This is a genomic window from Hymenobacter crusticola (assembly GCF_002154225.1).
In the GTDB taxonomy this organism is placed as follows: domain Bacteria; phylum Bacteroidota; class Bacteroidia; order Cytophagales; family Hymenobacteraceae; genus Hymenobacter; species Hymenobacter crusticola.
Genome location: NZ_MTSE01000004.1, coordinates 376,673 through 399,506, shown reverse-complemented (window position 1 = coordinate 399,506; position 22,834 = coordinate 376,673). Strand labels below are relative to the sequence as shown.

The window sequence follows — 22,834 nt, the reverse complement described above, 5'->3', positions numbered from 1 at the left end:
ACGATGAACAGTTTTTCCTATACCCGCGCCCAAGAGGTGGATACCGCCGTACGCGAAGTCACGCAGGATAAAGCGGCTAAGTTTATTGCTGGCGGCACCAATATTCTGGACTTGATGAAGGAGAACGTGGAGCGTCCCGACCGCCTAGTGGACATCACGCGTTTGCCTTTGCAGCAAGTGGAAAGCAACCCCGAAGGTGGCCTACGCCTAGGTGCGCTCGTGAGCAACGCCGATACGGCCTACCACCCCGAAGTGATAGAGCGATATCCGCTGCTCTCCAAAACGATTTTGGCGGGTGCTTCGGCCCAGCTGCGCAACATGGCCACCGACGGCGGCAACTTGTTTCAGCGCACCCGCTGCTACTACTTCTACGACACGGCTACGCCCTGCAACAAGCGCGAGCCTGGCTCAGGATGCTCCGCCATCAACGGCTACAACCGCATTCACGCCATCCTAGGTACCAGTGAGCAATGCATTGCCACGCACCCCAGTGATATGTGCGTGGCCTTGGCAGCCCTAGATGCTGTAGTGAATGTGAAGGGCCCAGAGGGCGAGCGGCAAATCAAGTTCGAGGATTTCCACCGCCTCCCCGGTAACGAGCCGCAGTACGACAACACCGTGAAAACCGGCGAAATCGTGACCAGCATTGACTTACCAGCGGAAGGATTTGCCAAAAACTACACCTACCTCAAGCTGCGCGACCGAGCTAGCTATGCCTTTGCGCTGGTATCCGTTGCCGTGGGCCTCGATTTGGATGGCGATACGGTTCGGGAAGCCCGTGTGGCGCTTGGTGGGGTAGCTCACAAGCCTTGGCGCAAGCCCGAAGCAGAAGCCTTATTGAAAGGCCAGAAAGCCACGAAGGAAAACTTCCGCAAAGTGGCTGATGCGCTGCTGCAAGGCGCGAAGGGCTTCGGCTCCAACACATTCAAGATTGAGCTAGCACACCGCGCCATCGTGCGGGCGCTGGTGATGGCCACTGAAATGAAAAAGAAATAATGACAGCAACTACCTATGTTGGGAAGCCGACCAGCCGCGTGGATGGTCGCGCCAAAGTAACGGGCGAAGCAAAATACGCCGCCGAGTTCAACACCCCTGGCCTAACGTATGGCTACGTACTGTCGAGCGCAATTGCTAAAGGCAAGATCAAGAAAATTGATGCCTCCGATGCGTTGAGCCTCGATGGCGTACTACAGATATTCACCCACGAAAACGCACCTAGGCCCGCGTACTTCGACCGCAAGTTTAAGGACGACGACTCAGTAGCTGGCTCTCCGTTCAAGCCACTCTACGACGCTGAGATCAAATTCAGCCAGCAGCCCATTGGCTTAGTAGTAGCCGATTCGTTTGAAGTAGCCCGCTACGCTGCGTCGCTGGTGAAGGTGGAATACGAAGCTGAGCAGCCTGACACTAATTTGCGCCGCAAGCCGAAAGGTCACAAAGCGCCCAAGGGCAAAACAGGTTTCGTGCCGCCTAAAGACCGCGGCAACGCAGATAAAGCCTTTAAAAACGCAGAGGTACAGTTTGAGGCCGAGTACTTCCACATGCCCGAACACCATAACCCGATGGAGATGTTTGCCTCCACCGTGATCATGGAGGAAGATGGCAAGTTGAAGATCTACGATAAAACGCAAGGTGCTTTTAACAGCCAAACCTACGTAACAAAGGTGTTTGGCTTGAGTAAGGAAGAAGCCCGTGTGATTAACCCATACATCGGTGGCGGCTTTGGCTCGGGCTTACGGCCCCAGTACCAGCTTTACCTGGCCGTTATGGCGGCGCTGGAACTGAAGCGGTCGGTGCGGGTAGTGCTCACGCGTCAGCAGATGTTTAGCTTTGGGCACCGCCCAGGCACGCTACAAACAGTGGCGTTGGGCGCGGCCCAAGATGGCACGTTGCAATCTATTAAGCACGAAGCCCTAGCCGAAACTTCACGCTTTGAGGAGTACACCGAAACCGTGGTAAACTGGTCGGGTATGCTCTACCACTGCGACAATGTAAAGCTAGGGTACTACTTACGTAACCTCGACCTCTACACGCCCCTAGACATGCGCGCTCCGGGTGCGGCCACTGGCATCATTGCCACGGAAACCGCCCTCGATGAGCTTTCTTATAAGCTCAACATCGACCCGCTGGAACTGCGCCTAATCAACTACGCTGAGGAAAACGAATTTGAAGGCAAGCCCTTCTCTAGCAAAGCCTTGCGTGAGTGTTATCACCAAGGAGCTGAGAAGTTTGGCTGGGCTAGGCGCAAACCACAACCTCGCTCCACTCGCGAGGGCACCAAGCTCATCGGCTGGGGTGTGGCGACTGGTATGTGGGATGCACAGCAGCAGAAAGCCGCTGCTAAAGCTAACCTATCGATTGATGGCAAACTGGTCGTAGGTAGTGGCACCGCCGACATCGGCACGGGCACCTACACGGCCATGACAATGATTGCGGCCGAGACTCTAGGGTTGCCTTTGGAGGATGTCACTTTCAAGCTTGGTGATACGACCCTGCCTCAAGCGCCTTTACAAGGCGGCTCCTGGACGGTTTCCTCGGTGGGCACGGCTGTGCAAGAAGCTTGCGAAGCCGTTGGCAAGAAGCTGCTTAAGATGGCCAAGAAAATGAAGAACTCCCCCCTATCGGGCGCTAGCTTCGAGGATGTGGAGTTTGTAGAAGGCAAAGTGCAGCTGAAAGGCGATTATGCCTCTGGCGTTTCTATCATTGAAGCCATGCGCCAAGGCGAGGTAAACTTCATTGAGGAAGAAACTACCGCACTGCCCAACTTCTTGAAGCAAATGAAATACGCCCGCAACTCGCACTCAGCGGTGTTTGTGGAGGTGGAAGTAGACGAGGACCTAGGGCAGATCTGCGTGCGCCGGGTGGTAAGTGCCATTGCGGGTGGCCGCGTAATTAGCCCCAAAACGGCGCGCAGCCAGATTTTGGGCGGCGTGGTGTGGGGCATTAGTATGGCCTTGCACGAGGAGAGTGTACTCGACCACAACCTAGGTCGCTTCATGAACCATAACCTCGCCGAGTACCACGTAGCCGTCAACGCTGACATCCATGATATTGAAGTGATTTTCGTAGAAGAGCACGACGATATCGTGAACCCACTGGGTGCCAAAGGCCTCGGCGAAATAGGAATCGTGGGGGTAGCGGCGGCCGTTGGCAATGCCATTTACCACGCTACGGGCAAGCGCGTCCGCGACTTTCCAATTACGCTGGACAAGCTGCTCTAATCAGCGCCCAATAGCACAAAAAGCCTCGCCATTAAGGCGGGGCTTTTTTATGTAGTAGGCTGCCGCTACGCTACGAGGTTCTACCTATTCGATTAACACTGCCCATCCTCACGGGGCCAGAACCGGCCGTATAATTGTTCTACGCGCCGCCACTCACGGAGCTGCGCCAGTGCCAGATCAGCGCTTTTGGCCGTCACTTTGTAGGCACCCCAAGTGGCAATATAGACATCCTCGGCGGCCGCATGATGCGCGCGCGTGAGCTGACAATGCCCAATGTGGTGCAGCACTTCTACCCGGTACCCGTGGGTACGATAGATCAGGAGGGGATCTGGAGTCAACTTGATAAAGCGCTAAATAGGACGATAATAACTTTACTGTGGCTTAAGCCAAGGATGGAGTTTGCGTCTGAAAAAGCATATCCGCTAAGATCAGGCCAGCAAAGCCGAAACCTACGGGGCTACTTCAGATACGGATTGCTATAGTGCGATAAGTGACATGAACTTGACTCGTTTACAATAATCCTATCCAACCTAGCAAAAGAAATAACGACGACCTATAGCGCTGATTACAAATAGAATATAATCTTTTTAATTTTATATTAATTCTAACTTGGAGTATAAAACAGCCTCTGTTTTTTAGCTTTAAAAGAATGTAGAAGGCAGCTGCATTTTACCAGCTTTATTTTGCAACGCCTCGTTCAGTAGTACCTCTTTGTTCTTCGCAGAATCATGATTTCGCTTTCTTCTACTCTATCCCTTACCTACCCGATTATTCAAGCACCCATGGCGGGCACAGCTACACCTAGGTTAGCGGCGGCGGTATCCAACGCGGGTGGGCTAGGCTCCGTTGCGGTAGGTGGTTCGTCGGTAGAGGCAGTGCGGCAGATGATAGCCGAAACGCGCGCCGCTACCGATAAGCCGTTTAACGTTAATGTGTTTTGCCACCGCCCTAGCTCAACGGACGTGCCGCGCGAGAGTCGTTGGTTGGACTATCTGCGTCCCTTTTTCATGGAGCTAGGTAGCGCGCCGCCCACGAGTCTCCCCGCCCCGTATCAAAGCTTCGTCGAAAACGAGGCTATGCTGGCGCTGTTGCTCGAAACGCGTCCGCCCGTTATTAGTTTTCACTTCGGCCTCCCTACAGCCGACCAGCTAGCTGCCCTCCGGGCTACGGGGGCCACACTGCTAGCTTCCGCCACAACTCTAGCTGAGGGCCAAGCGGTGGAAGCCGCAGGCATAGATGTGGTCGTGGCTCAGGGCGTGGAAGCAGGCGGGCACCGTGGCCTGTTCGAGCCCGAGCAAGGCGATGCTGGCCTAGGTACCCTGGCTCTCACGCGTTTGCTAGTGCAACAGCTTCGCATTCCGGTAGTAGCAGCGGGCGGCATTATGGACGGCGCTGGCATTGCGGCCGTGCGGCGCCTAGGTGCCGTAGCGGCTCAGATGGGTACCGCTTTCGTAGTTTGTCCGGAGTCGGCGGCTGATGAGATATATCGCGCCGCGCTGCTGCAAAGCCCACCGCCCCTCACAGCCATTACTGCTACCATCTCCGGGCGGCCGGCGCGCGGCTTGATTAACCGATTCGTGCGCGAAATAGACCAGCCTGGCCACCCCGCAATAGCACCTTATCCGCAAGCCTACGACGCCGGCAAGCTCCTGATAGCCGCCGCCAAGCAGCACGGCGCGCCCACCGATTTTGCAGCACACTGGGCTGGGCAAGGTGTAGCTCTAGCCCGCGCCTTGCCCGCCACCGAACTCATGCGGGTGCTGGTAGCTGAAATGCAAGAAGCCAGTAAAAGCGACACACCCCAGGGTTAAAAGGAGCAGCGCCCCTCCGCAATTGCAGAGGAGCGCTGCTCCTTTTAACCCTGGGCTACCACTACGGCTTATCTACCACAACGGCGGTGCCCGTGAGCGTCATGTCGGCTTTCAGCACGCGGCCGGCTGCTAGGTCTTGGCTGAGCGGCTGCCCGCCACCGGCAAATAGCTGCACGCGGCCGGGCTGCTCTACGCGTTGCGCCTTGGCATCGAGCAAGGATAGCTGCCGCGGCGTAAGTGTGAACTGCACCGTTTTCTTCTCGCCCGGCTTTAACGACACACGCTGAAAACCTTCCAAAGCGTGCAGCGCCACGCGCCCTTTCGCGTCGGGGTGGCGCACGTAAAGCTGCACCACTTCGTCGCCAGCGCGCTGGCCAGTGTTCTGCACGTCTACACTCACGCTAACGGGCTTACCGGTTTGCGGCTTCGGCGCCGCTTTCAGGTTGCCGTACTTAAAGCTGGTGTAGCTCAGGCCGTGGCCAAATGGATACAGCGGCGTATCCTTGAAGTAACGGTACGTGCGCCCATCCATGTTGTAGTTGTCGAAGGCTGGCAGTTGGCTTTCCGACTTGTAGAACGTGACCGGCAGACGACCGCTGGGGTTGTAGTCGCCGAACAGTACATCGGCCAACGCAGTACCGGCAGCTTGGCCACCATACCAAATGTTGAGGACGGCCGGCAGGTTAGCCGCTTCCCATTGGCAGCCAATGGCGCTGCCCGTCATCATGGCAAATACTACGGGCTTGCCCGAGGATTGCAACACCTTCATTAGCTCGGTTTGCACTTTCGGCAGGGCAATGCTCGTGCGGTCGCCACCGCTGAAGCCTTCCACGTCCACCTTCATTTCCTCGCCTTCCAACCTAGGTGAGATACCGCCCACAAATACAATCGCGTCGGCGTCTTTCACTTGGGCTAGGATGTTCTGCGCGTTCATGGGCACGATGTGCGCGCCGGTGAATTTCAGAATGGAGCGGCTTACCGCCTGGAAGTACTCGATCTTGAGGTCGATCTTCTGACCAGCCGTCACTTTAATAACGTATTGGTTGGTTGATACCCCGCGGCTGTTCCAATTATCAATCGCCACGCGGTTGTCCACGTACAAGCGGTAGCCGTCGTCGCCGGTAATTTGCAGGGCTAGCTCCTCCGACTTATCTGGGGTGAACGTAGTGATGTAACGCGCCGATACATTCTCGGAAGGAAGCCCTTTCACGATTTCCATTTTCGTGTTGGCCAGGTAGCGGTCCAATCCGGCTTCCATCACCGTGGCTACGGGTTGCCCTTCCAGGTTTGTACCCTTGAAGTACTCGGCTCGAAAACCCTTCTGCCCGTTGTACGCTAGGTTTTTGTTGATGTCAAAAGCTTCATACACGGTGTTGCTCGCGTAGTCAACCCCCTGGATGTACGTCACTTCCGTGTTCTTACCTACTTTGGCTTTGATGCCTTCGAGCGGCGTAACGATGTCGGTGGGGAAACCGTTGTAGTTGCCGAGCTGCACGCTTTCGTTGTTGGCGTTCGGACCTAGCACCGCAACTTTTTTGATGTCTTTGCGCAGGGGCAGCGTGTTTTTCTCGTTCTTCAGCAGCACGATAGATTCGTGGGCCATCGTGAGGGCGTGCGCCTGGTGCGGCTGGCTCTCCACCACGCTCATCGGAATCTGGGCATACTTCACGCGCTCCACCGGGTCGAACATGCCAAGCTGGAAGCGAATCTTGTAAAGCCGCTTCACGGATACATCGAGTTGCTTCTCCGTGATCAGGTTCTTCTGTACGGATTCTAGCAGTGAGTTGTAGGTGAACAGCTTGCCAGTGGCGCACTCAATATCGGTGCCGTGTAGCACGGCATTAGCCGCGGCCGTGGCCGCATCGGGGTCCGTTTTGTGGTGCTGCCAGAAGTCGTTCAGGCCGTCGCAGTCGGAGGTGACGTAGCCCTTGAACTTCCATTTACTATAGAGGATGTCGTTCATGAGCTTGTCGCTGCCGCAGCAGGGCTGACTAGCGTAAGCGTTATAGGCGCACATCACGCCGGCCACTTTCGCATCCACAATCAGGTCGCGGAAGGCCGGTAAGTACGTGTCCCACAAGTCATAGTCGCTGATCTGGGCGTTAAACTCGTGGCGTGAGGGCTCGGGCCCGCTGTGCACGGCGAAGTGCTTGGCGCAGGCCGTAATCTTCAAATACTTAGGGTCGTCGCCCTGAAAGCCTTTCACCAGTGCCGAACCTAGCTGCCCCGTCAGGTAAGGGTCTTCGCCGTACGTTTCCTGGCCCCGTCCCCAGCGCGGGTCGCGGAAGATGTTGATGTTCGGCGTCCAGAACGTAAGGCCTTGGTAAATCCCTCGCTCCCCACGACGCACATATTCTTGGTGCACGGCCCGCGCTTCATCGGAGGTGATGGTCGCCATCTTCAGCATAGCCTGCTTATCGAAGGTAGCCGCCATGCCAATAGCTTGGGGAAACACAGTGGTTTTCATGCTCGTGCGCGCCACGCCGTGCAGGGCTTCGTTCCACCAGTTGTAGGCCGGAATACCGAGCCGGTCGATGGCTGGGGAGGCGTTCAGCATCTGCGACACCTTTTCCGGCAGCGTCAGGCGGCCTACTAGGTCATCTACTCGCTGGTCGAGGGGGAGGTCGGGGTTACGAAACGGTAAGTCTTCTAGCCTGCTAGCTTTCTTAGTGGAAGCCGTCGTGCTAGGTTTACCTGGTTGCTTATGCTGTTGAATTCCGCCTGTGAGAGCAAACAGCGCCAAGGCGATTACGGGTTTGTTCATTTGTTAGTAATCGTGAAAGTGTAGGTGCGCTTGCCTACCTAGCTCCTCCGACGCTGAAGCGGATAGCGGCAAGAAATTGCTACTCCGCGCAGCTTCTATCGTGGCCGTTAGTAGTGCAGTGCACCTCCAAGAACTGCTCTAAAGTAGCCGCCATCCTTGCTTCTGCAATCGTTTTAGAAGTAAACTAGCGCTATTAAGTCGGAAAAAACCGATGCAATCGATTGTGATATGAGCTTTTCGGCAGCGAACCGCTGGTTCACCTTCCTAGCTCGCGCGCTTTTTCCAAACATCATAACCCAACTCACCCAACCTAACTCATTCGTTTCATGAAGTCCCTCAAATTTACTTTGCTTCTTTTCTCGCTTATTCTCTTCGGGCTAGGCAGTCCTTTGCGCAGCAGCGGGGCGGCACCAAAGCGCGAGTTTTACCAGCTCAAAATCTATCACCTGCAAACCAAGGAGCAGGAACAACGCCTTGATACTTATCTGCAACAAGCTTACTTGCCCGCGCTGCACCGGGCGGGCATCGGCAAAGTTGGCGTGTTCAAGCCCATTGCCAGCACGGACGCCAGCGCGCCTGCCCCAACCGAACAGCTCGTTTTTGTCTTTATCCCGTGCACTTCTGCGGAGCAATACTTGAAGATCGATACGGACCTAGAGAAAGACAAACAGTATCAAACTGCCGCGCAAGACTACGTGAACACGGCGTTCGATAAGCCGGTGTACAGCCGCATGGAAGGCGTGTCGATGCTCGCCTTCACCAGCATGCCTAGCTTGCACCTACCTGCCTTGAAATCAGGACCGGCGGAGCGCGTGTATGAGTTGCGCAGCTACGAAAGCGCCTCCGAAAAGCTCCACGCAAATAAAGTGGCGCAGTTCAACAACGGCGAAATCGGCATCTTCAAACGCCTGAACTTCAATACGGTATTTTGCGGCCAAGTAGTGTCCGGCAGCAAGATGCCGAACCTGATGTATCTATCTGCTTTCGAAAACAAAGCGGACCAGGAAGCGCATTGGAAGACATTCGGCGCCGACCCAGAGTGGGCAAAAATGAAAGCCATGCCGGAGTACGCCAACAACATGCAGCACATGGATGTGTTTTTGCTGCATCCTGCTACTTACTCTGATATTTAGGCCTAGGTAATTCAGTAACGCGAAAATCCGTTCCGCCACGGGGGCAGTGCGTATCCAAACACCGGAATGCGCTGCCTCCGTGGCGGAACGGATTTTCGCGTTTCTATCCTAGGTAAAGTTGTACTCCGGGTGCCACTTTTCGATGGAGTGATTGTAAATGGCTTGGTTGGCCATGTGCACCGTGCAAGCGGCGCGTGCCCCGGTGAAAACATTCGAATCGGGCAGCTTCTTCTCATTCACGGCCCGGTAGAAGTCGCTTAGTGCGTACCAGGAACCATCTTTCAGCGGCTCCACGCCGGTCGTAATAGGCAAGCCGCCATTTTTATCCCAAGTGATTTTGGTGGCACCGGTCACGCCATCCACGGTACCGTACTGCTTCAAGGTTTCTTTTTCAGGGTAGTACACGCCCTCATCGACCAGCAGCGAAATGGTGCCTTTGGTGCCTTTGAGCTTGAACAAATAGCCGTCGCGGGCGTTGCCGCAGGTGGCGCCGAAGTTGCCTACCATGCCTTCGTTGGTGTAGCGCACCATCACCTGCACGTTGTCGTAGGTTTCGCGGCCGTCCTTGTAGAAGTCGATGCCGCCGGTACCGAACACCTCATCCGCGTGTGTTTCGAAAGCCCAATTGATGAAGTCCATCTGGTGCGACAGCAATTCGGCCGCTAGCCCACCCGAGTACTCCCGGTACATGCGCCAGTTGATCTTCCGCTCCAAGCTAGGTTCGGGCACGGGGCGCCGCCAACTGCCATTCCGGTCCCAGCGGCAGTCGATTTGCGTCACCTTGCCTAGGTACCCCTGCTTGATCATCTCCTTCACCCGGTAGTACAGCGGCGAGTAGCGGTACTGGTGGCCTACTTGCAAGGTTTGGTTAGGACGCTGCTGCGCCAGCTGCACCAGTTCCATAGCCTGCGGAATGTTATAGGTCATGGTCTTTTCCAAATACACCTGCTTGCCGGCCAGCAAGGCATCCTTGGCAACCTGAAAGTGCATGTTCAGCGGCACCGAGATGATAACCGCGTCAATGGCTTTGTTGTCGAGCAGGGCGCGGTAGTCGGTGTAGGTTTTGGCTTTGCCAGTGCCCCCAATCTTTTGCGCGTCGCGCAAACGGAACGGCAGATCGTCGCACAAGCCAGCTACCTCAAACTTATCCGTCAAGTCTTGCAAAATCTTCAGGAGTCCCGTGCCTCGGTCGCCGCAGCCAATAACGGCGATGCGCAGCTTGCCAGCGGCTGGCGCGGCCACGGCCTCCATGAGTCCGCCAGGCAGGAGAAGGCTGCTGGTTAAGATGCCTGTTTTCTTGAGAAAATCTCGTCGTAAAGAGTCCATTATTCGTGAAAGATTAGCTTTTGAAATCCTAGCGTGGAAGTATCAGCAACGGTGCCGTCGGGCCGCTGATAAATAAGATAAGCCTGTAAGTTATGATGACGGCGCAGAAAAGCGAGAGCATTAGCTAGGCCCATGCCCATCAAGGCGTTATCATAAGCATCGGCCGTCATAGCGTCGCGGGCGACGACGGTTACGCTCACCATTTCATTTTGAAAGGCATAACCAGTTTTAGGGTCGATGAGGTGCGCGCTCTTCACGGCGCCCCACTGCTTGAACTTGCGGTAGTTGCCTGAGGTGGTTACCCCGCCGGCGTTCAATCGGATAATCTGCCGCATACCGGCACCGGGTAAATCGGTGGTATCGGGGCGCTCAATGCCAATGCGCATGGGCTCACCGCTAGGCCATTTGCGGCCACGCACTCTGATTTCCCCTCCTAGCTCTACTAAGTAGTCGCGAACATGATTTTCTTCCAGAATTTTAGCTAGCTCATCCACGGTATATCCTTGGGCAATACCATTTAGGTCGAGATGTACTCCTGACTGGTCTTTTAGCAGAGAGTCGCCGCGTAAGTGAATCTTATCGGAGCCTACTTGCTGCAGCAGCGCCTGGATGGTAGCAGGCGCGGGCGGTGCTTCCACTTGCTGCGCCCCAAAGCCCCAAGCCCGTACCAAAGGCTCAACAGTAGCATCAAAGAGCCCATCGGTATCGTGGTACACCTCCAAGGCCTTGCGCACCACAACTTGCAAGTGTTTATCTGCCACTACTCCTCTTGCCGCATGGTTGAACTGGTTGATCCGCGAGGCTGGCGCATACAACGATAAGGAAGCGTCTATCTCGGCTAGCTTCTGTGTTATCAGTTCACTGGTAATAGTACTATCGGGGGCGTAGTAAGTAATAGCGTACGTTGTGCCTTGCGCATATCCTTGGAGGTGATGCGCGCGCTTAGCCGCAGGCGCAGGCCAAAAAAGCCATAATCCCAGGAATAGCAGCAGCGAGTGAATCATACTATTGAGTTGTAGAATCTTAGCTCTACTCACACTAATTATGCGAAATTTATAATAATTTCTTGCAAACGTTGGCGGAAACGTTTGCGAAGTCAAACTAAAAATTACCTTTGATACAAAACGAACGGTTCTCGCCGCACAAGCCTGGTGTTATTACACACGCTTGATGCAGAACTCAGCAGAGAAACACCGTCCCAGAGTTAAGTGGCTTTTGAAAAACGGGCTATGCCTCCCATAGCCTTCGACATAGTTCTCTTTTTCCCACCAATTCTTTTCTCTGCATATGATGGTACTCTACTCTGGTCACTTGCGGCAAGTGACACTTTTGTTGGTCTTGTTGTTGACCCTAGCCCTCCCTCGCGCATGGGCGCAGCAGGCCACTACCGAAATTAGTGGTCGTGTGACCGACGAGAAAGGCAGCGGCCTGCCCGGCGTGACGGTACAAGTGAAAGGCACCACCTCCGGCACCAGTTCCGACGGGGATGGCAAATACACGGTGAAGGTGCCCGCCGGCGCTAGCTCGCTGGTTTTCTCTTCGATTGGCATGACCGCGCAGACCGTTAGCATCGGCAGCCGCAAGCAGATCAACGTCTCCATGAAAGAGGACGTGAAAGCCCTCGGTGATGTAATCGTGGTAGGCTACGGTACCCAAAAGAAAAGCCAAACCACGGGCGCCATTTCCTCGGTTACGTCCAAGGAAATTGCGGAGCAGCCGCTCACCAACGCCCGCCAAGCGTTGCAGGGCCGCGCCGCTGGCGTCGACGTGATTCAGTCGGGCAGTGAGCCGGGTGGTGGCGTAACGGTGCGTATTCGCGGCCGGCGCTCCATCAACGCCTCGAACGACCCGCTGTATGTAGTAGACGGCATCCCGGTAGCGGGCGGCATCGACGACATCAACCCCCAGGATATTGCGTCTCTGGAAGTTTTGAAAGACGCCTCCGCTACGGGTATTTATGGTTCGCGCGGTGCCAACGGGGTAGTGCTCGTGACCACCAAGCGCGGTAAGGCCGGCAAGACCGTGGTGAGCTACGACGGCTATGGCGGCTTCTCACAAGCACTTGGTAAAGTCGACGTGATGAATGGGCAAGAATTTGCCGCGTACAAGCGCGAGTCCTACCGGACGGCCGGCATCTACGACGACAGCAACCCCACCACCTCCGACCAGAAAACCTTCACCGCTATTGAGCTAGATGGCATTGCCAACAACCGCAGCACCGATTACCAATCCATGCTGCTGCGCACGGGCTCTATCCAAAGCCACCAAGTAGGCATGCAGGGCGGCAGCGAGAAAACGCAGTTCTCGGTTTCCGGCAACTACTTCAAAGAGAAGGGTATCCTGAAGCAAACCGACTTCACCCGCTTCACCTTCCGTGTCAACCTCGACCACCAGATCAATGACCGTATCCGGGTGGGCACGTCGACGTTTGGGGTGTACAGCATCAACAATGGCTCCGATAGCCCGATCAACAACCCTAGCTTTGATGGCTTCCCCAACCCCAACTACACGGCCCGCGGCTTTCACCCATTTGGCGGGGCTTTGTCGGAAAACCCACTCGGCAAGCCGTACGATGACAACGGCAGCCTGATCTTTCTGCCTACGCCTGATGGCCTGCGCTCCAACCCAGCGGCAGAAGTGGTACCGGGCGCCAACATCGCCCAAACGAAAACGGTCCGCATCTTCAACAGCATCTACGGCGAGTGGAAAATTGCCGATGGTTTGAAGTACCGCGTCAACTTTGGACCTGACTTTACAAACCAGCGCTTCGGACGCTTTACGGGCACGTTTACAAACGCTCGTCGCCTAGGGGCTCCTACGGCACGCGTCGAGAATGGGCAGCGCTTCAACTACACGGTAGAGAACATCCTGACGTACAATAAGAAGTTCAACGGGGTGCACAACCTAGGTATTACGGCCCTGCACTCTGTGCAGCGCGACAACTACGAGACGTCCTTTATTGATGTTAATGCCGTCTCGGCGGAGTCTCAGTCGTTCTACAACCTAGGGCAAGCGGGTTCCTTCAACGCGCCCGGTACCGACTTGCAAACCTGGACGTTGCAGTCGTTCATGGGCCGGATCAACTACGACTTCAAAGAGAAATACCTGCTGACCGTAACGGGGCGTTACGACGGTTCTTCCCGCTTCGGCTCCAACAACAAGTATGGCTTCTTCCCTTCCGTGGCTGTGGGCTGGAACGCGGGCGATGAGACCTTCTTCAAAGGCCTCACTTGGCTCGACCAGCTCAAAGTGCGGGCCAGCTACGGCTCCATCGGCAACACGGGTATTGCGCCTTACCAGACCCAAAGCTTGCTAGCCCGTACGAGCTACGCATTCGGCACGTCTCCCGCGTATGGCTACCGGGTGGGCACGCTCGGCAACAACGACCTGAAGTGGGAAACCACCAGCACCGGCAACGTCGGCATGGACTTCAGCTTGTGGAAGGGCCGCGTTTCTGGTTCCGTGGAAGCCTACCAAGCCGATACACGTAACCTGCTGCTCTACAACCAGCTGCCTATCTCCAACGGTTTTGATCGGGTGCTCCAAAACGTAGGCCATACCCGCAACCGCGGCGTGGAGGTAACCCTTACCACCGTCAACGTGAATTCGGCCAACGGCTTCACCTGGTCAACCGACTTGCAGTACACCCGCAACCGGGAAGCCATCATCGAGCTGTTCAACGGCAAATCGGATGACGTGGGCAACCAGCGCTTCATTGGGCAGCCGCTGCAAGTGTATTACAACTACGAGAAAATCGGAATCTGGCAGCTAGGCGAAGAAGATGCCGCCAAGGCTTACGGCCAAAGAGTAGGGCAGATCAAGATCAAAGATCAGAACGGCGACGGAAAGATTGACGCCGTCAACGACCGGATTATCCTAGGTTCTACCATACCCAAGTGGGCCGGCGGCATCACTAACCGCTTCGCCTACAAAGGGTTCGACTTGTCGTTCTTCATCTACGCCCGCATCGGCAACATGATCCGCAGTGACTTCCACATTGCCACCAACCACCTAGCTGGGCGCTACAACAACCTAGACGTCAATTACTGGACGCCCAACAATCCGACCAACGAGTTTCCCCGGCCGAATAAGGATCAGGAAGATCCGGTATATGGCGCAACGCTCCAGTACTTCGACGGCTCTTTCGTGAAGGTGCGCAACATCAACTTCGGGTACAACTTCACTCCTGCTTGGGCTCAAACGCTGAAACTTTCCTCGCTGCGCCTGTACACTAGCATCCAGCAGCCGTTCATCTTCGCCACGTTCCGCTCGAAGTACAAAGGCATCGACCCCGAAACGTCGGATGTGGTGAATGGTGACCAGATTCCGTCGGCCCGCTTGGTCACGTTCGGTGTCAACGCAAAGTTTTAAGGCCCGTGCCTAGCTCTTTATAACATCCTTGAGACATGAAGACCTTAAAATACTCTAAACTAGCTCTGGCCGCGGCTCTACTCATGGTGGCTACTTCTTCCTGCAAAGATCTGCTGGACGAAAAAGTAGTTTCGCAGGTAGGCTCCGACTACATCACCACGGCCGCGGGCTTCGAAGCGGGCACAAAGGCAGTATACTCTTCCCTACGCGACTTTTATGGCCGCGAAAACGGCATGGACGTGACGGTGTTTGGTACGGATACTTATACATTTGGATCTGATGGCTCCTATAAGTATATGAACCAGTACACCACGCAGTTGGATAGCCGCACGCAGCCCATCGTTGATATCTGGAATGCTCTTTATGTGGGTATCAATACAGCCAATGCCGTGGTTGATCAGGCTCCCAACGTGACGGGCCTGGATGAGGCCGTGAAGAAGCGTCGGGTAGCAGAGGTGAAGTTTTTGCGCGCCCACCACTACTTCGTGCTGGTGCAGTTGTATGGTGCTGTGCCCTTGGTGCTGAACCAGATTAAGGCGGCCACCAAAGAAGCCACCCGCACGCCCGTGAAAGACGTGTACGCTGCTATTGTGTCGGACCTGGAATCTGCACTAGTGGATCTGACACCTACAACGCCCGACTACGGCCGGGTTACAAAAGGCGCCTGCGAGCACCTGCTAGCTAGGGTGTACCTCACGAAAGCCACCTCAGAAGCGGCTGCTCCTGATGACTACGCGAAGGCGGCCACCTACGCGCAAAATGTCATCAAGAACTACACCTACAAGCTACTACCTGACTACGCTAGCGTGTTTCAGCAAGGCTCAGGTGAAATCAACGACGAAGTAATTTTTGCCACGCAATACACGGCTGACCCTACAACGAACGGCGTTGGTAATGAGACGCACTTGTACTTCGTGATGGAGTACGACGCACAGGCGGGTATGAAGCGCGACGTATCCATCGGGCGCCCCTTCCGCCGCTTCCGGCCCACAGTGTACATGCTGGATACGGTGTTTGCCCGCCGCTACCGGGTCAACGATTCGCGCTACGCCAAGAGCTACCGCACGGTGTATTACTGCAACAATCCCGGTACGTTCACCAACCTCTTCGACACGTCGAAGCCTTCGGTGACGCTTAAGCTCGGTGATACGGCCATCTACTTGCCCGGCTACGAAATGCCGTTGGCCCAACGCGCCAAGAAGCCCTACCAAGTGATGACACCTAGCTTGTACCGGCCCAACCTGTTTCCGACGCTGACCAAGTTCTTGGACCCCCTCCGCCCCGACTTGCAATACCAGCCCGGCAGCCGCGACTTCCTCATGTTCCGCCTCGCCGAGACGTACCTGATTGCCGCCGAGGCCTTGCTCAAGCAAGGAAAAACGGCTGATGCGCTTCCCTTCATCAACGCGGTACGGCGCCGGGCTGCCTTCCCCGGCAAAGAAGCCGCGATGCAAATCACGGCTGGCCAGCTCACCATGGACTTCATCATGGAAGAGCGCGAGCGAGAGTTACAGGGTGAGATGTTCCGCTGGTTCGACCTGAAGCGCTGGGGCGCGCTGATTTCTCGGGTGCAAAAGTACAACCCCGACGCAGCCCCTAATATCAAGGCAGGTAAGCATGAGTTGCGTCCCATTCCACAAGACCAGATTGACCGAACCGCGGGTGGCATAACCGCCTTCCCGCAGAATCCTGGTTACTAAGTATTTTCAGACCGTCATGGTGAGCCCACTCAGCATGACGGTCTGTAGTTTTTACAACAACCCAAACTTCCCAAACTACCTTGAAACAACGTACCTACCTAGCCGCCAGCCTTCTAGCGACCCTAGCCTTCGGGCAGCCTAGGCCGACTTTGGCCCAAACCGGCGACGGCTGGCAAAATCTTTTTGATGGCAAAACTCTGAACGGTTGGAAACGCGTGGCGGGCACCGCCGACTACAAAGTGGAGAACGGCGCCATCGTGGGCACCACGGTGATGAACTCGGGCAACACTTTTCTGGTCACGGAGAAAGAATACGGCGACTTTCAGCTGGAGCTAGATTTCATGCTGGAAAGCAACGTGAGCAACTCCGGCGTGCAGACACGCAGCCACTTCAACACGCCCGGCTTCGAGAATAAAGTGTACGGCCGCCAAGTGGAGTTTGACCCCTCGGAACGGGCCTGGTCGGGTGGCATATACGACGAGGCGCGCCGGCAGTGGCTGTACCCATTAGACCTGAACCCGAAGGCCAAAAACCTCTTCAAGCTAGGTCAGTACAACCACCTCAAGATCGAGTGCATCGGCAACGAAACCAAGACGTGGCTCAACGGCACGCCCGTGGCCTACGTGGTTGACCCCATTGACCCGACCGGCTTCATTGGCTTGCAAGTGCACGCCGTCACCACGGAGGCGCAAGCAGGCAAGCACGTCTTCTTCAAGAACATCAAGATCAAGACGACCGGCCTGAAACCTAGCCCTTTCCCTACCGATGTTTACGTCGTCAACTTCGTACCGAACTACCTGACGCCCTACGAGAAGTCGCACGGCTGGAAGTTGCTGTTTGATGGCAAAACGTCGCAGGGCTGGCGCAGCGCTAAGGGGCCGAAATTCCCCGGCTCGGGCTGGCGCGTAAACGACGGCACCATGACCGTCCTCTCCTCGGAAGGGAAAGAGTCGGCCAACGGTGGCGACATCGTGACGAATGATGAGTTCAAGGCATTTGACCTGTCGTTTGAGTTTAAGCTCACGCCCGGCGCCAACAGCGGCATGAAGTACTTCGTGACGCTGAAGGAAAAGTCAGACGCCTCGGCTATCGGCTTGGAGTACCAAGTGCTCGACGATGAGTTGCACCCCGACGCCAAGCTAGGTCGCGACGGCAACCGCACCCTCTCTTCCCTCTACGACCTGATCAAAGCCGACAAAAACCCGCGCTTCATCCACAAGATTGGCGAGTGGAATGTCGGCCGCGTGGTGGTGTACCCCGACAACCGCGTGGAACACTACCTGAACGGCTCGAAAGTGCTGGAATACAAGCGCGGCTCGAAGGAATTCAAGGACTTAGTAGCCATCAGCAAGTACAAGGTATGGCCTAACTTCGGCGAGGCACCGAGCGGGCACCTTCTGCTCCAAGACCACGGCAACGAAGTATCATTCCGCAGCATCAAGATCAAAGAACTAAAGTAACCCGGACCGTGGGTTCTATGCTTCTAAAGCTGTAGGCCTCACGTCTGGTATCCTCTCTTAACTCTAAAAAATTATTCCCATGTCAAACGAATCGAATCCCCGTCGCGATTTTATAAAGCAAGCGGCTCTCGCTAGCGCCGGCGTTATGTTCTCGCAAGTAGCCTGGTCGGCCAGCAGCTACAAGCGCATCATCGGCGCCAATGACCGGGTGCGGGTGGGTGTAGTTGGTTTCTCCGACCGCCACCGCGCCACGCACATTCCGTGCTTCATGAACCACTATAAAGAGTTGAACTTCGACATAGTGGGCGTATCGGACATCTGGAAAATGCGTCGGGAGCAAGGCGCCGCCACTTGGAAAGAGAAGATGGGCCACGACGTGGTGGCCTACCGCAACAACGAGGAGATGTACGACAAGAAGGCCGTGGATGCTGTGTTTATCAGCACCGCCGACTTCCAGCACGCTCTGCACACCATTGAAGCGGTGAAAGCCGGCTGCGATGCTTACGTGGAGAAGCCTTTCGCCGAAACCATGGAAGACAACCGCGCCGCCCTGAAGGCCGTGAAAGCCTCCAAGCAGATCGTGCAGATCGGCTCCCAGCGCCGCAGCGGCTCCAACTACCACGCCGCCGAAGCCTTCATCAAATCGGGCAAGTTTGGTCCCATCACAATGGTAGAACTGACTTGGAACGTGAACCAGCCCGGCCGGTGGCGCCGCCCCGACGTGGTGCCGCTGCTGAAGGAAGAGGATACTGACTGGAAGCGCTACCTCATGAACCGCCCCAAGGAAGCCTTCGACGCCCGCAAGTACCTAGAGTTCCGCTTGTTCTGGCCGTATTCGTCGGGCCTACCCGGCCAGTGGATGTCGCACCAGATTGATACTGTGCACTGGTTCAGCGGCTTGCAACACCCTCGTAGTGTGGTGGCTAATGGCGGCATTTACATGTGGAAAGACGGTCGCCGCAACTGGGACACCATTACGGCGGTCTTCGATTATGGCCCAGCCAACGACCTCTCCAACGGCTTCCAGGTAACCTTCGGCTCGCGCATGCACAACGGCGACGAGCACCCCGCCGAAATCTACTACTCCAACGGCGGCGAGCTGAACCTGAACACCAACAAGGTATCGCCCACCGGCGGCCTGATTCAGAAAGCCGCTGATGCTATGAAAATGAAGGCTAACCTACTGTCGGAAATGAGCCTATCGGAAGTGGAGCCCGTCATTGCTTCCGCTAATACCGGCGGCGACAGACTGACCTCCAACCACATCCGCAACTGGATGGAATGCGTGCGCAGCCGCAAGACGCCCAACGCGCCCGTGGAAGCCGGCTACAGCCACTCCATCGCCACCATCATGACCAACGCATCGGTGCACACGGGCCAGAAAGCTACCTTCGACGAGAAGAGCCAGGAAGTAATGGCCGGTGGAAAAGCGTTTCTTGCTTAACTAGTTAACCCAACGCATGATGCTAAAAACAGCTTTACCTAGTGGCGTAGCGCTGCTGCTGACCCTAGCTAGCTTTTCGGAAGCTACTGCCCAGAAATCGGAGGCGGTGCGGGTGGTGAAAGATCCAAAAGCTAAGAAGATCGATGTGTACGTGGGCAAGCAGGTGTTCACCACCTTCATGTACCCCGACACCTTGGAAAAGCCGGTGCTCTACCCCATTCGCGCGGCCAACGGCACCGTTGTCACGCGCGGCTTCCCGGTTAATCCGCGGCCCGGCGACCCCACCGACCACCCCCACCACCTAGGGTTGTGGCTCAACTTCGAGAACGTGAACGGCCTCGATTTCTGGAACAACTCCTACGCTATTCCGCAGGAGAAAAAAAGCACGTACGGCTGGATCAAAACGGATAAGATCCTGACGACTACCAGCGGCCCGACCGGTACCCTAGCTTACCACGCCAACTGGACGAACCAGAAAAACGAGGTGCTGCTGGAGGAAACCACCCGCTTCGAGTTCAGCGGCACGGAGCGCGAGCGGACCATCGACCGCGTCACGACGCTGAAAGCGGTGATGGACGTGGTGACCTTTACGGACGCGAAAGACGGCCTGCTAGGTTTGCGCCTGGCTCACGAGTTGCAGATACCCTCCGACAAAGACGAGAAGTTCACGGACAGCAAAGGCATCGTGACGGTAGTGAAAGCCGGCACCGACAAGACGCCGAATGGTAACTATATCACCAGTGCCGGCAAGCGCGGCAACGATGCCTGGAGCACGCGGGCTACGTGGTGCAAAGTGTATGGCAAAATGGGCCAGGACTCGGTGAGCATCACCATCATCGACCATCCCAAGAACGTGAACTACCCCACCTTCTGGCATGCCCGCGGCTACGGCTTGTTCGCCGCCAACCCCTTGGGCGAGAAGATCTTTACCAATGATAAGTCAGCAAAGAATCTGCAACTGAAAAAAGGCGAATCGGTGACGTTCCGTTACCGCATCCTCATCGACGAAGGTGGCAAGACCCCCACGACGAAACAGCTGAACGACGCCGCTGCCGACTTCGCTAAGAAGAGTGTGGCCTCTGCTAAGTAGCACAAGCGTCACCTAGCTTCTTTGCTTTTACGCATACCCTCAAGCGCCCTGAACCTTTCAGCTAGGTTCAGGGCGCTTTGCGTAGCAGCCAACTCACTTTCAAACTACGCAGTAACATCTAAGTAAATCATGCTAACAATCAGCACTTTACACACATAGTAACCAGTGCTATTGCCTGCTAAATAAGCGCCTACCCTTCGCTTCGCGTGAAGATTTCTCTCTACACGGCACCATAAAATATCATTTTAACCAACTATTGTTCTAAACTTGCGGACGACAGCAGCCCTGTTTGCCTCATTTTACTAACAATTCGGCCCCGTAGTGGACGTGTTATTCCTGCGCTTAGCACGGTAGGAGTTAGAGAATAAGGCCAGAAAAGACGGTAGCGTATAGAAAGTAGAACTGCCAACCACGTCTGTGCTCCCTGAAGCGATGCCCCTTTGCTACTGACAAGCACAATTGCTTTATCTCACCCTAGGCACTTTCCCACTCGGTACCCGCCTGGGCCAACGATAAACTGAATCCTAGCAAATAGACCGTAATTCATAAGCTGAGTCTTCCGCACAAAGCATTCTCGCATTAAGCATTATACAACATGAAAAGTAAACGCAATTTCTGGATCGTCTTTCTGTTGCTTTTATTAATCCACGCGGTTGTTATCCTAAGCGTTACCTACTTTCCTTTCGCAGACGTAGCTAGCCATTTAGCAGAAGGAACTATTTATAAATACTATAATCAAGCTTCTAATAAATTCAACGAATACTATACGCTACATTACTTCTTTTACCCCAACACATTTCATTTATTTTTCTTCGCGTTGCCTATTTTCTCGAGTGTAGAAATAGCAAACAAGATCCTTCATCTACTCATTGTTATTAGCTTACCACCACTAATTTACTTAATTATAAAAGAAATAAATGGCAACCGATGGTTTGCGCTTACTGGTTTTGTTTTAGTCTATGGCTACAACCTCACGTTTGGTTTTACTGGTAATGCCCTAGCGAATGACGTTATATTACTTATCCTATGGCTGTGGTTACGTACGCTTGATCCTAAGAGCAACCATTTCCTGAATATGATAGGAATAGCCTCGTTCCTAATTTTAGTTTATTTCTCACACGCCATGGTGGCCTTGTTCGGCCTCATGATGGTAGGCGCTTTTTTACTGTATCGCTACAAAAGCAACTTTGGAAAGCTCGTTTTAAATTCTTTGGTTCTTCTGCCCCTAGGAGCTTTAATAGCGTACTGGTGGTTTTTTCTTCAGAAATCAGCAGAAGGCACTACCGCGTACACCCCCAGCGAAGTATCTACGGGGGCTTTTATGAAGGAGTATTACGCACGAGAGTTTTGGACGACTTACCTGGATAGGGTAAAATTCCTAGTAGCTGATAATGCACAACTCTTTAGCGGTATCGTTGGAAAAATTGTGGCGCTCCTGCTCACTTTGATTATTGTAGTACCCATCGCCGTGCTACTTTACCAGTACCTGGTTAAACGCAACAAAGCAATACCTCTCAATTCTATCTTAGATCCAAATAATAAATTTACTTATATCGTTATTTTCTTTTTCGTTAGCCTAGGTTGTTATTTCATTTTACCATCGCGTATTCCAGGTCAAGAACCACTATACGAACGGTTCTCTACTATTCTTCTATTTGCCTTTATTTTTATTGGAAGCAAAATATCTGAATTTAATACCAGGTTTTTTGCTTACGCAGCTACTTTGGTAGCAATAGTGCACCTAGGTTTATGGGCTCAATATCTGTATCAATTCAATCAAGAGAACAAAAACTTCGCGCAAGTTTTCCCGCAGGATAACAGCAAGGTGCTCTCTTACATGAATTATGATCCTTTCTACCGCGGGCGAATGGTGTATGATCATTACCAGTGCTTTTATATCATCCAACACCAAGGCATCACCACAAGTAAAATAATTGATTATCGCTTTGGCATGATCAGAAGAAAAGAAAGCGGCGGGTTGCCTTCTCAGGAGCGCATGTATTTCAATGAAAATCCGCGCAAACTATTACAGAAAGCTGACTACTTGCTGGTAAGAGGCAAAATTCCGGCAAATCATCAGCGGATTCTGGATTCCTTGAATACGTTCACCAAAGTGAAAGACGTAGATAACTGGCATTTGCTGAAACGCAAAAGCATCTAACTGCTTTGCTACGGCGCCGAAGGCTGTAGCCTTACCTCCACGAGCGCTGCCCTTCCCGTCTTTGCCCCGGCGTAGGTTTGTGGAAGGGTGCTAGGTACTGCGAATCATTATACTACTAATCGTTCTACTTGGCTAAAGCATGCTTATAGTGCTTTCTTGACCTAGCCCAAAACGTAACGTGCTCAGTTGACGCACCTTCCTTTCACATAGAGTTCCAGCAGTACTGGCAGTAGTTTGAGGAGTACTATCTTCCTTTGTTTGTCTAAAATTTTGATTAATTATCACTCTACCTAGGCAACCCATTTCAACCTAGAAATCATCTTCCACGCATTCTGGTGCCGATTTTATGGCGG

Annotated in this window: 14 protein-coding genes; 10 read left to right on the top strand and 4 right to left on the bottom strand. The window is 54.4% G+C overall.

The features are described 5' to 3' along the window. Positions 1-3 precede the first annotated feature (3 nt). Complete coding sequence (locus tag BXP70_RS10790) at positions 4-996, top strand: FAD binding domain-containing protein (RefSeq protein ID WP_086594073.1); 993 nt, start codon at positions 4-6, stop codon at positions 994-996. After that, positions 996-3,221 (top strand): xanthine dehydrogenase family protein molybdopterin-binding subunit, encoded by a 2,226-nt coding sequence (locus tag BXP70_RS10785; protein WP_086594072.1) that lies wholly within the window; start codon positions 996-998, stop codon positions 3,219-3,221. The genes BXP70_RS10790 and BXP70_RS10785 overlap by 1 nt, the downstream gene beginning before the upstream one ends. A 92-nt stretch (positions 3,222-3,313) precedes the next feature. On the opposite strand, the gene BXP70_RS29460 is transcribed toward BXP70_RS10785, so the two are convergent. After that, positions 3,314-3,559 carry a hypothetical protein gene (locus BXP70_RS29460; protein ID WP_143436451.1) on the bottom strand — a complete coding sequence of 82 codons (246 nt, stop codon included), beginning with the start codon at positions 3,557-3,559 and terminating at the stop codon, positions 3,314-3,316. Positions 3,560-3,949: 390 nt separating this feature from the next. Here BXP70_RS29460 and BXP70_RS10775 point away from each other — a divergent pair, with 390 nt between their 5' ends. Then, positions 3,950-5,032, top strand: a complete 1,083-nt coding sequence (locus BXP70_RS10775) for an NAD(P)H-dependent flavin oxidoreductase (RefSeq protein ID WP_086594070.1) — start codon at positions 3,950-3,952, stop codon at positions 5,030-5,032. A gap of 61 nt (positions 5,033-5,093) precedes the next feature. On the opposite strand, the gene BXP70_RS10770 is transcribed toward BXP70_RS10775, so the two are convergent. Then, positions 5,094-7,796: a glycoside hydrolase family 3 C-terminal domain-containing protein gene (locus BXP70_RS10770; RefSeq protein ID WP_086594069.1), complete on the bottom strand. Its 2,703-nt coding sequence runs from the start codon at positions 7,794-7,796 to the stop codon at positions 5,094-5,096. Between the two features lie 326 nt (positions 7,797-8,122). Between BXP70_RS10770 and BXP70_RS10765 the strand changes: the two genes are divergently transcribed. After that, complete coding sequence (locus BXP70_RS10765; protein WP_086594068.1) at positions 8,123-8,929, top strand: NIPSNAP family protein; 807 nt, start codon at positions 8,123-8,125, stop codon at positions 8,927-8,929. A 108-nt stretch (positions 8,930-9,037) separates the two neighbouring features. Here the strand turns inward: BXP70_RS10765 and BXP70_RS10760 are convergent, their stop codons facing one another. Continuing rightward, complete coding sequence (locus BXP70_RS10760; protein WP_086594067.1) at positions 9,038-10,255, bottom strand: Gfo/Idh/MocA family protein; 1,218 nt, start codon at positions 10,253-10,255, stop codon at positions 9,038-9,040. Further along, positions 10,255-11,259 carry an FAD:protein FMN transferase gene (locus tag BXP70_RS10755; RefSeq protein ID WP_086594066.1) on the bottom strand — a complete coding sequence of 335 codons (1,005 nt, stop codon included), beginning with the start codon at positions 11,257-11,259 and terminating at the stop codon, positions 10,255-10,257. The genes BXP70_RS10760 and BXP70_RS10755 overlap by 1 nt, the downstream gene beginning before the upstream one ends. Before the next feature lie 283 nt (positions 11,260-11,542). On the opposite strand from BXP70_RS10755, the gene BXP70_RS10750 reads away from it, so the two are divergent. From BXP70_RS10750 to BXP70_RS10725, 6 genes are all read left to right on the top strand, one after another. Beyond that, positions 11,543-14,626, top strand: a complete 3,084-nt coding sequence (locus BXP70_RS10750) for a SusC/RagA family TonB-linked outer membrane protein (protein ID WP_245849597.1) — start codon at positions 11,543-11,545, stop codon at positions 14,624-14,626. Between the two features lie 35 nt (positions 14,627-14,661). Continuing rightward, positions 14,662-16,326: a RagB/SusD family nutrient uptake outer membrane protein gene (locus BXP70_RS10745; RefSeq protein WP_086594065.1), complete on the top strand. Its 1,665-nt coding sequence runs from the start codon at positions 14,662-14,664 to the stop codon at positions 16,324-16,326. Positions 16,327-16,406: 80 nt separating this feature from the next. Continuing rightward, positions 16,407-17,786, top strand: a complete 1,380-nt coding sequence (locus tag BXP70_RS10740) for a 3-keto-disaccharide hydrolase (protein ID WP_086594064.1) — start codon at positions 16,407-16,409, stop codon at positions 17,784-17,786. 79 nt (positions 17,787-17,865) lie between these two features. After that, positions 17,866-19,230: a Gfo/Idh/MocA family protein gene (locus tag BXP70_RS10735; RefSeq protein ID WP_086594063.1), complete on the top strand. Its 1,365-nt coding sequence runs from the start codon at positions 17,866-17,868 to the stop codon at positions 19,228-19,230. 16 nt (positions 19,231-19,246) lie between these two features. Next, positions 19,247-20,320, top strand: a complete 1,074-nt coding sequence (locus tag BXP70_RS10730) for a DUF6807 domain-containing protein (RefSeq protein WP_086594062.1) — start codon at positions 19,247-19,249, stop codon at positions 20,318-20,320. A 595-nt stretch (positions 20,321-20,915) separates the two neighbouring features. Beyond that, positions 20,916-22,481, top strand: coding sequence for a hypothetical protein (locus BXP70_RS10725; protein WP_086594061.1), 1,566 nt, complete (start codon positions 20,916-20,918; stop codon positions 22,479-22,481). The last annotated feature ends 353 nt before the right edge of the window (positions 22,482-22,834 follow it).

Bases quoted from the DNA above. Each gene is read 5' to 3' on its own strand.
- BXP70_RS10790 (WP_086594073.1), top strand. From the start codon at position 4: ATGAACAGTTTTTCCTATACCCGCGCCCAAGAGGTGGATACCGCCGTA.
- BXP70_RS10785 (WP_086594072.1), top strand. From the start codon at position 996: ATGACAGCAACTACCTATGTTGGGAAGCCGACCAGCCGCGTGGATGGT.
- BXP70_RS10775 (WP_086594070.1), top strand. From the start codon at position 3,950: ATGATTTCGCTTTCTTCTACTCTATCCCTTACCTACCCGATTATTCAA.
- BXP70_RS10770 (WP_086594069.1), bottom strand. From the start codon at position 7,796: ATGAACAAACCCGTAATCGCCTTGGCGCTGTTTGCTCTCACAGGCGGA.
- BXP70_RS10765 (WP_086594068.1), top strand. From the start codon at position 8,123: ATGAAGTCCCTCAAATTTACTTTGCTTCTTTTCTCGCTTATTCTCTTC.
- BXP70_RS10760 (WP_086594067.1), bottom strand. From the start codon at position 10,255: ATGGACTCTTTACGACGAGATTTTCTCAAGAAAACAGGCATCTTAACC.
- BXP70_RS10755 (WP_086594066.1), bottom strand. From the start codon at position 11,259: ATGATTCACTCGCTGCTGCTATTCCTGGGATTATGGCTTTTTTGGCCT.
- BXP70_RS10750 (WP_245849597.1), top strand. From the start codon at position 11,543: ATGATGGTACTCTACTCTGGTCACTTGCGGCAAGTGACACTTTTGTTG.
- BXP70_RS10745 (WP_086594065.1), top strand. From the start codon at position 14,662: ATGAAGACCTTAAAATACTCTAAACTAGCTCTGGCCGCGGCTCTACTC.
- BXP70_RS10735 (WP_086594063.1), top strand. From the start codon at position 17,866: ATGTCAAACGAATCGAATCCCCGTCGCGATTTTATAAAGCAAGCGGCT.
- BXP70_RS10730 (WP_086594062.1), top strand. From the start codon at position 19,247: ATGATGCTAAAAACAGCTTTACCTAGTGGCGTAGCGCTGCTGCTGACC.
- BXP70_RS10725 (WP_086594061.1), top strand. From the start codon at position 20,916: ATGAAAAGTAAACGCAATTTCTGGATCGTCTTTCTGTTGCTTTTATTA.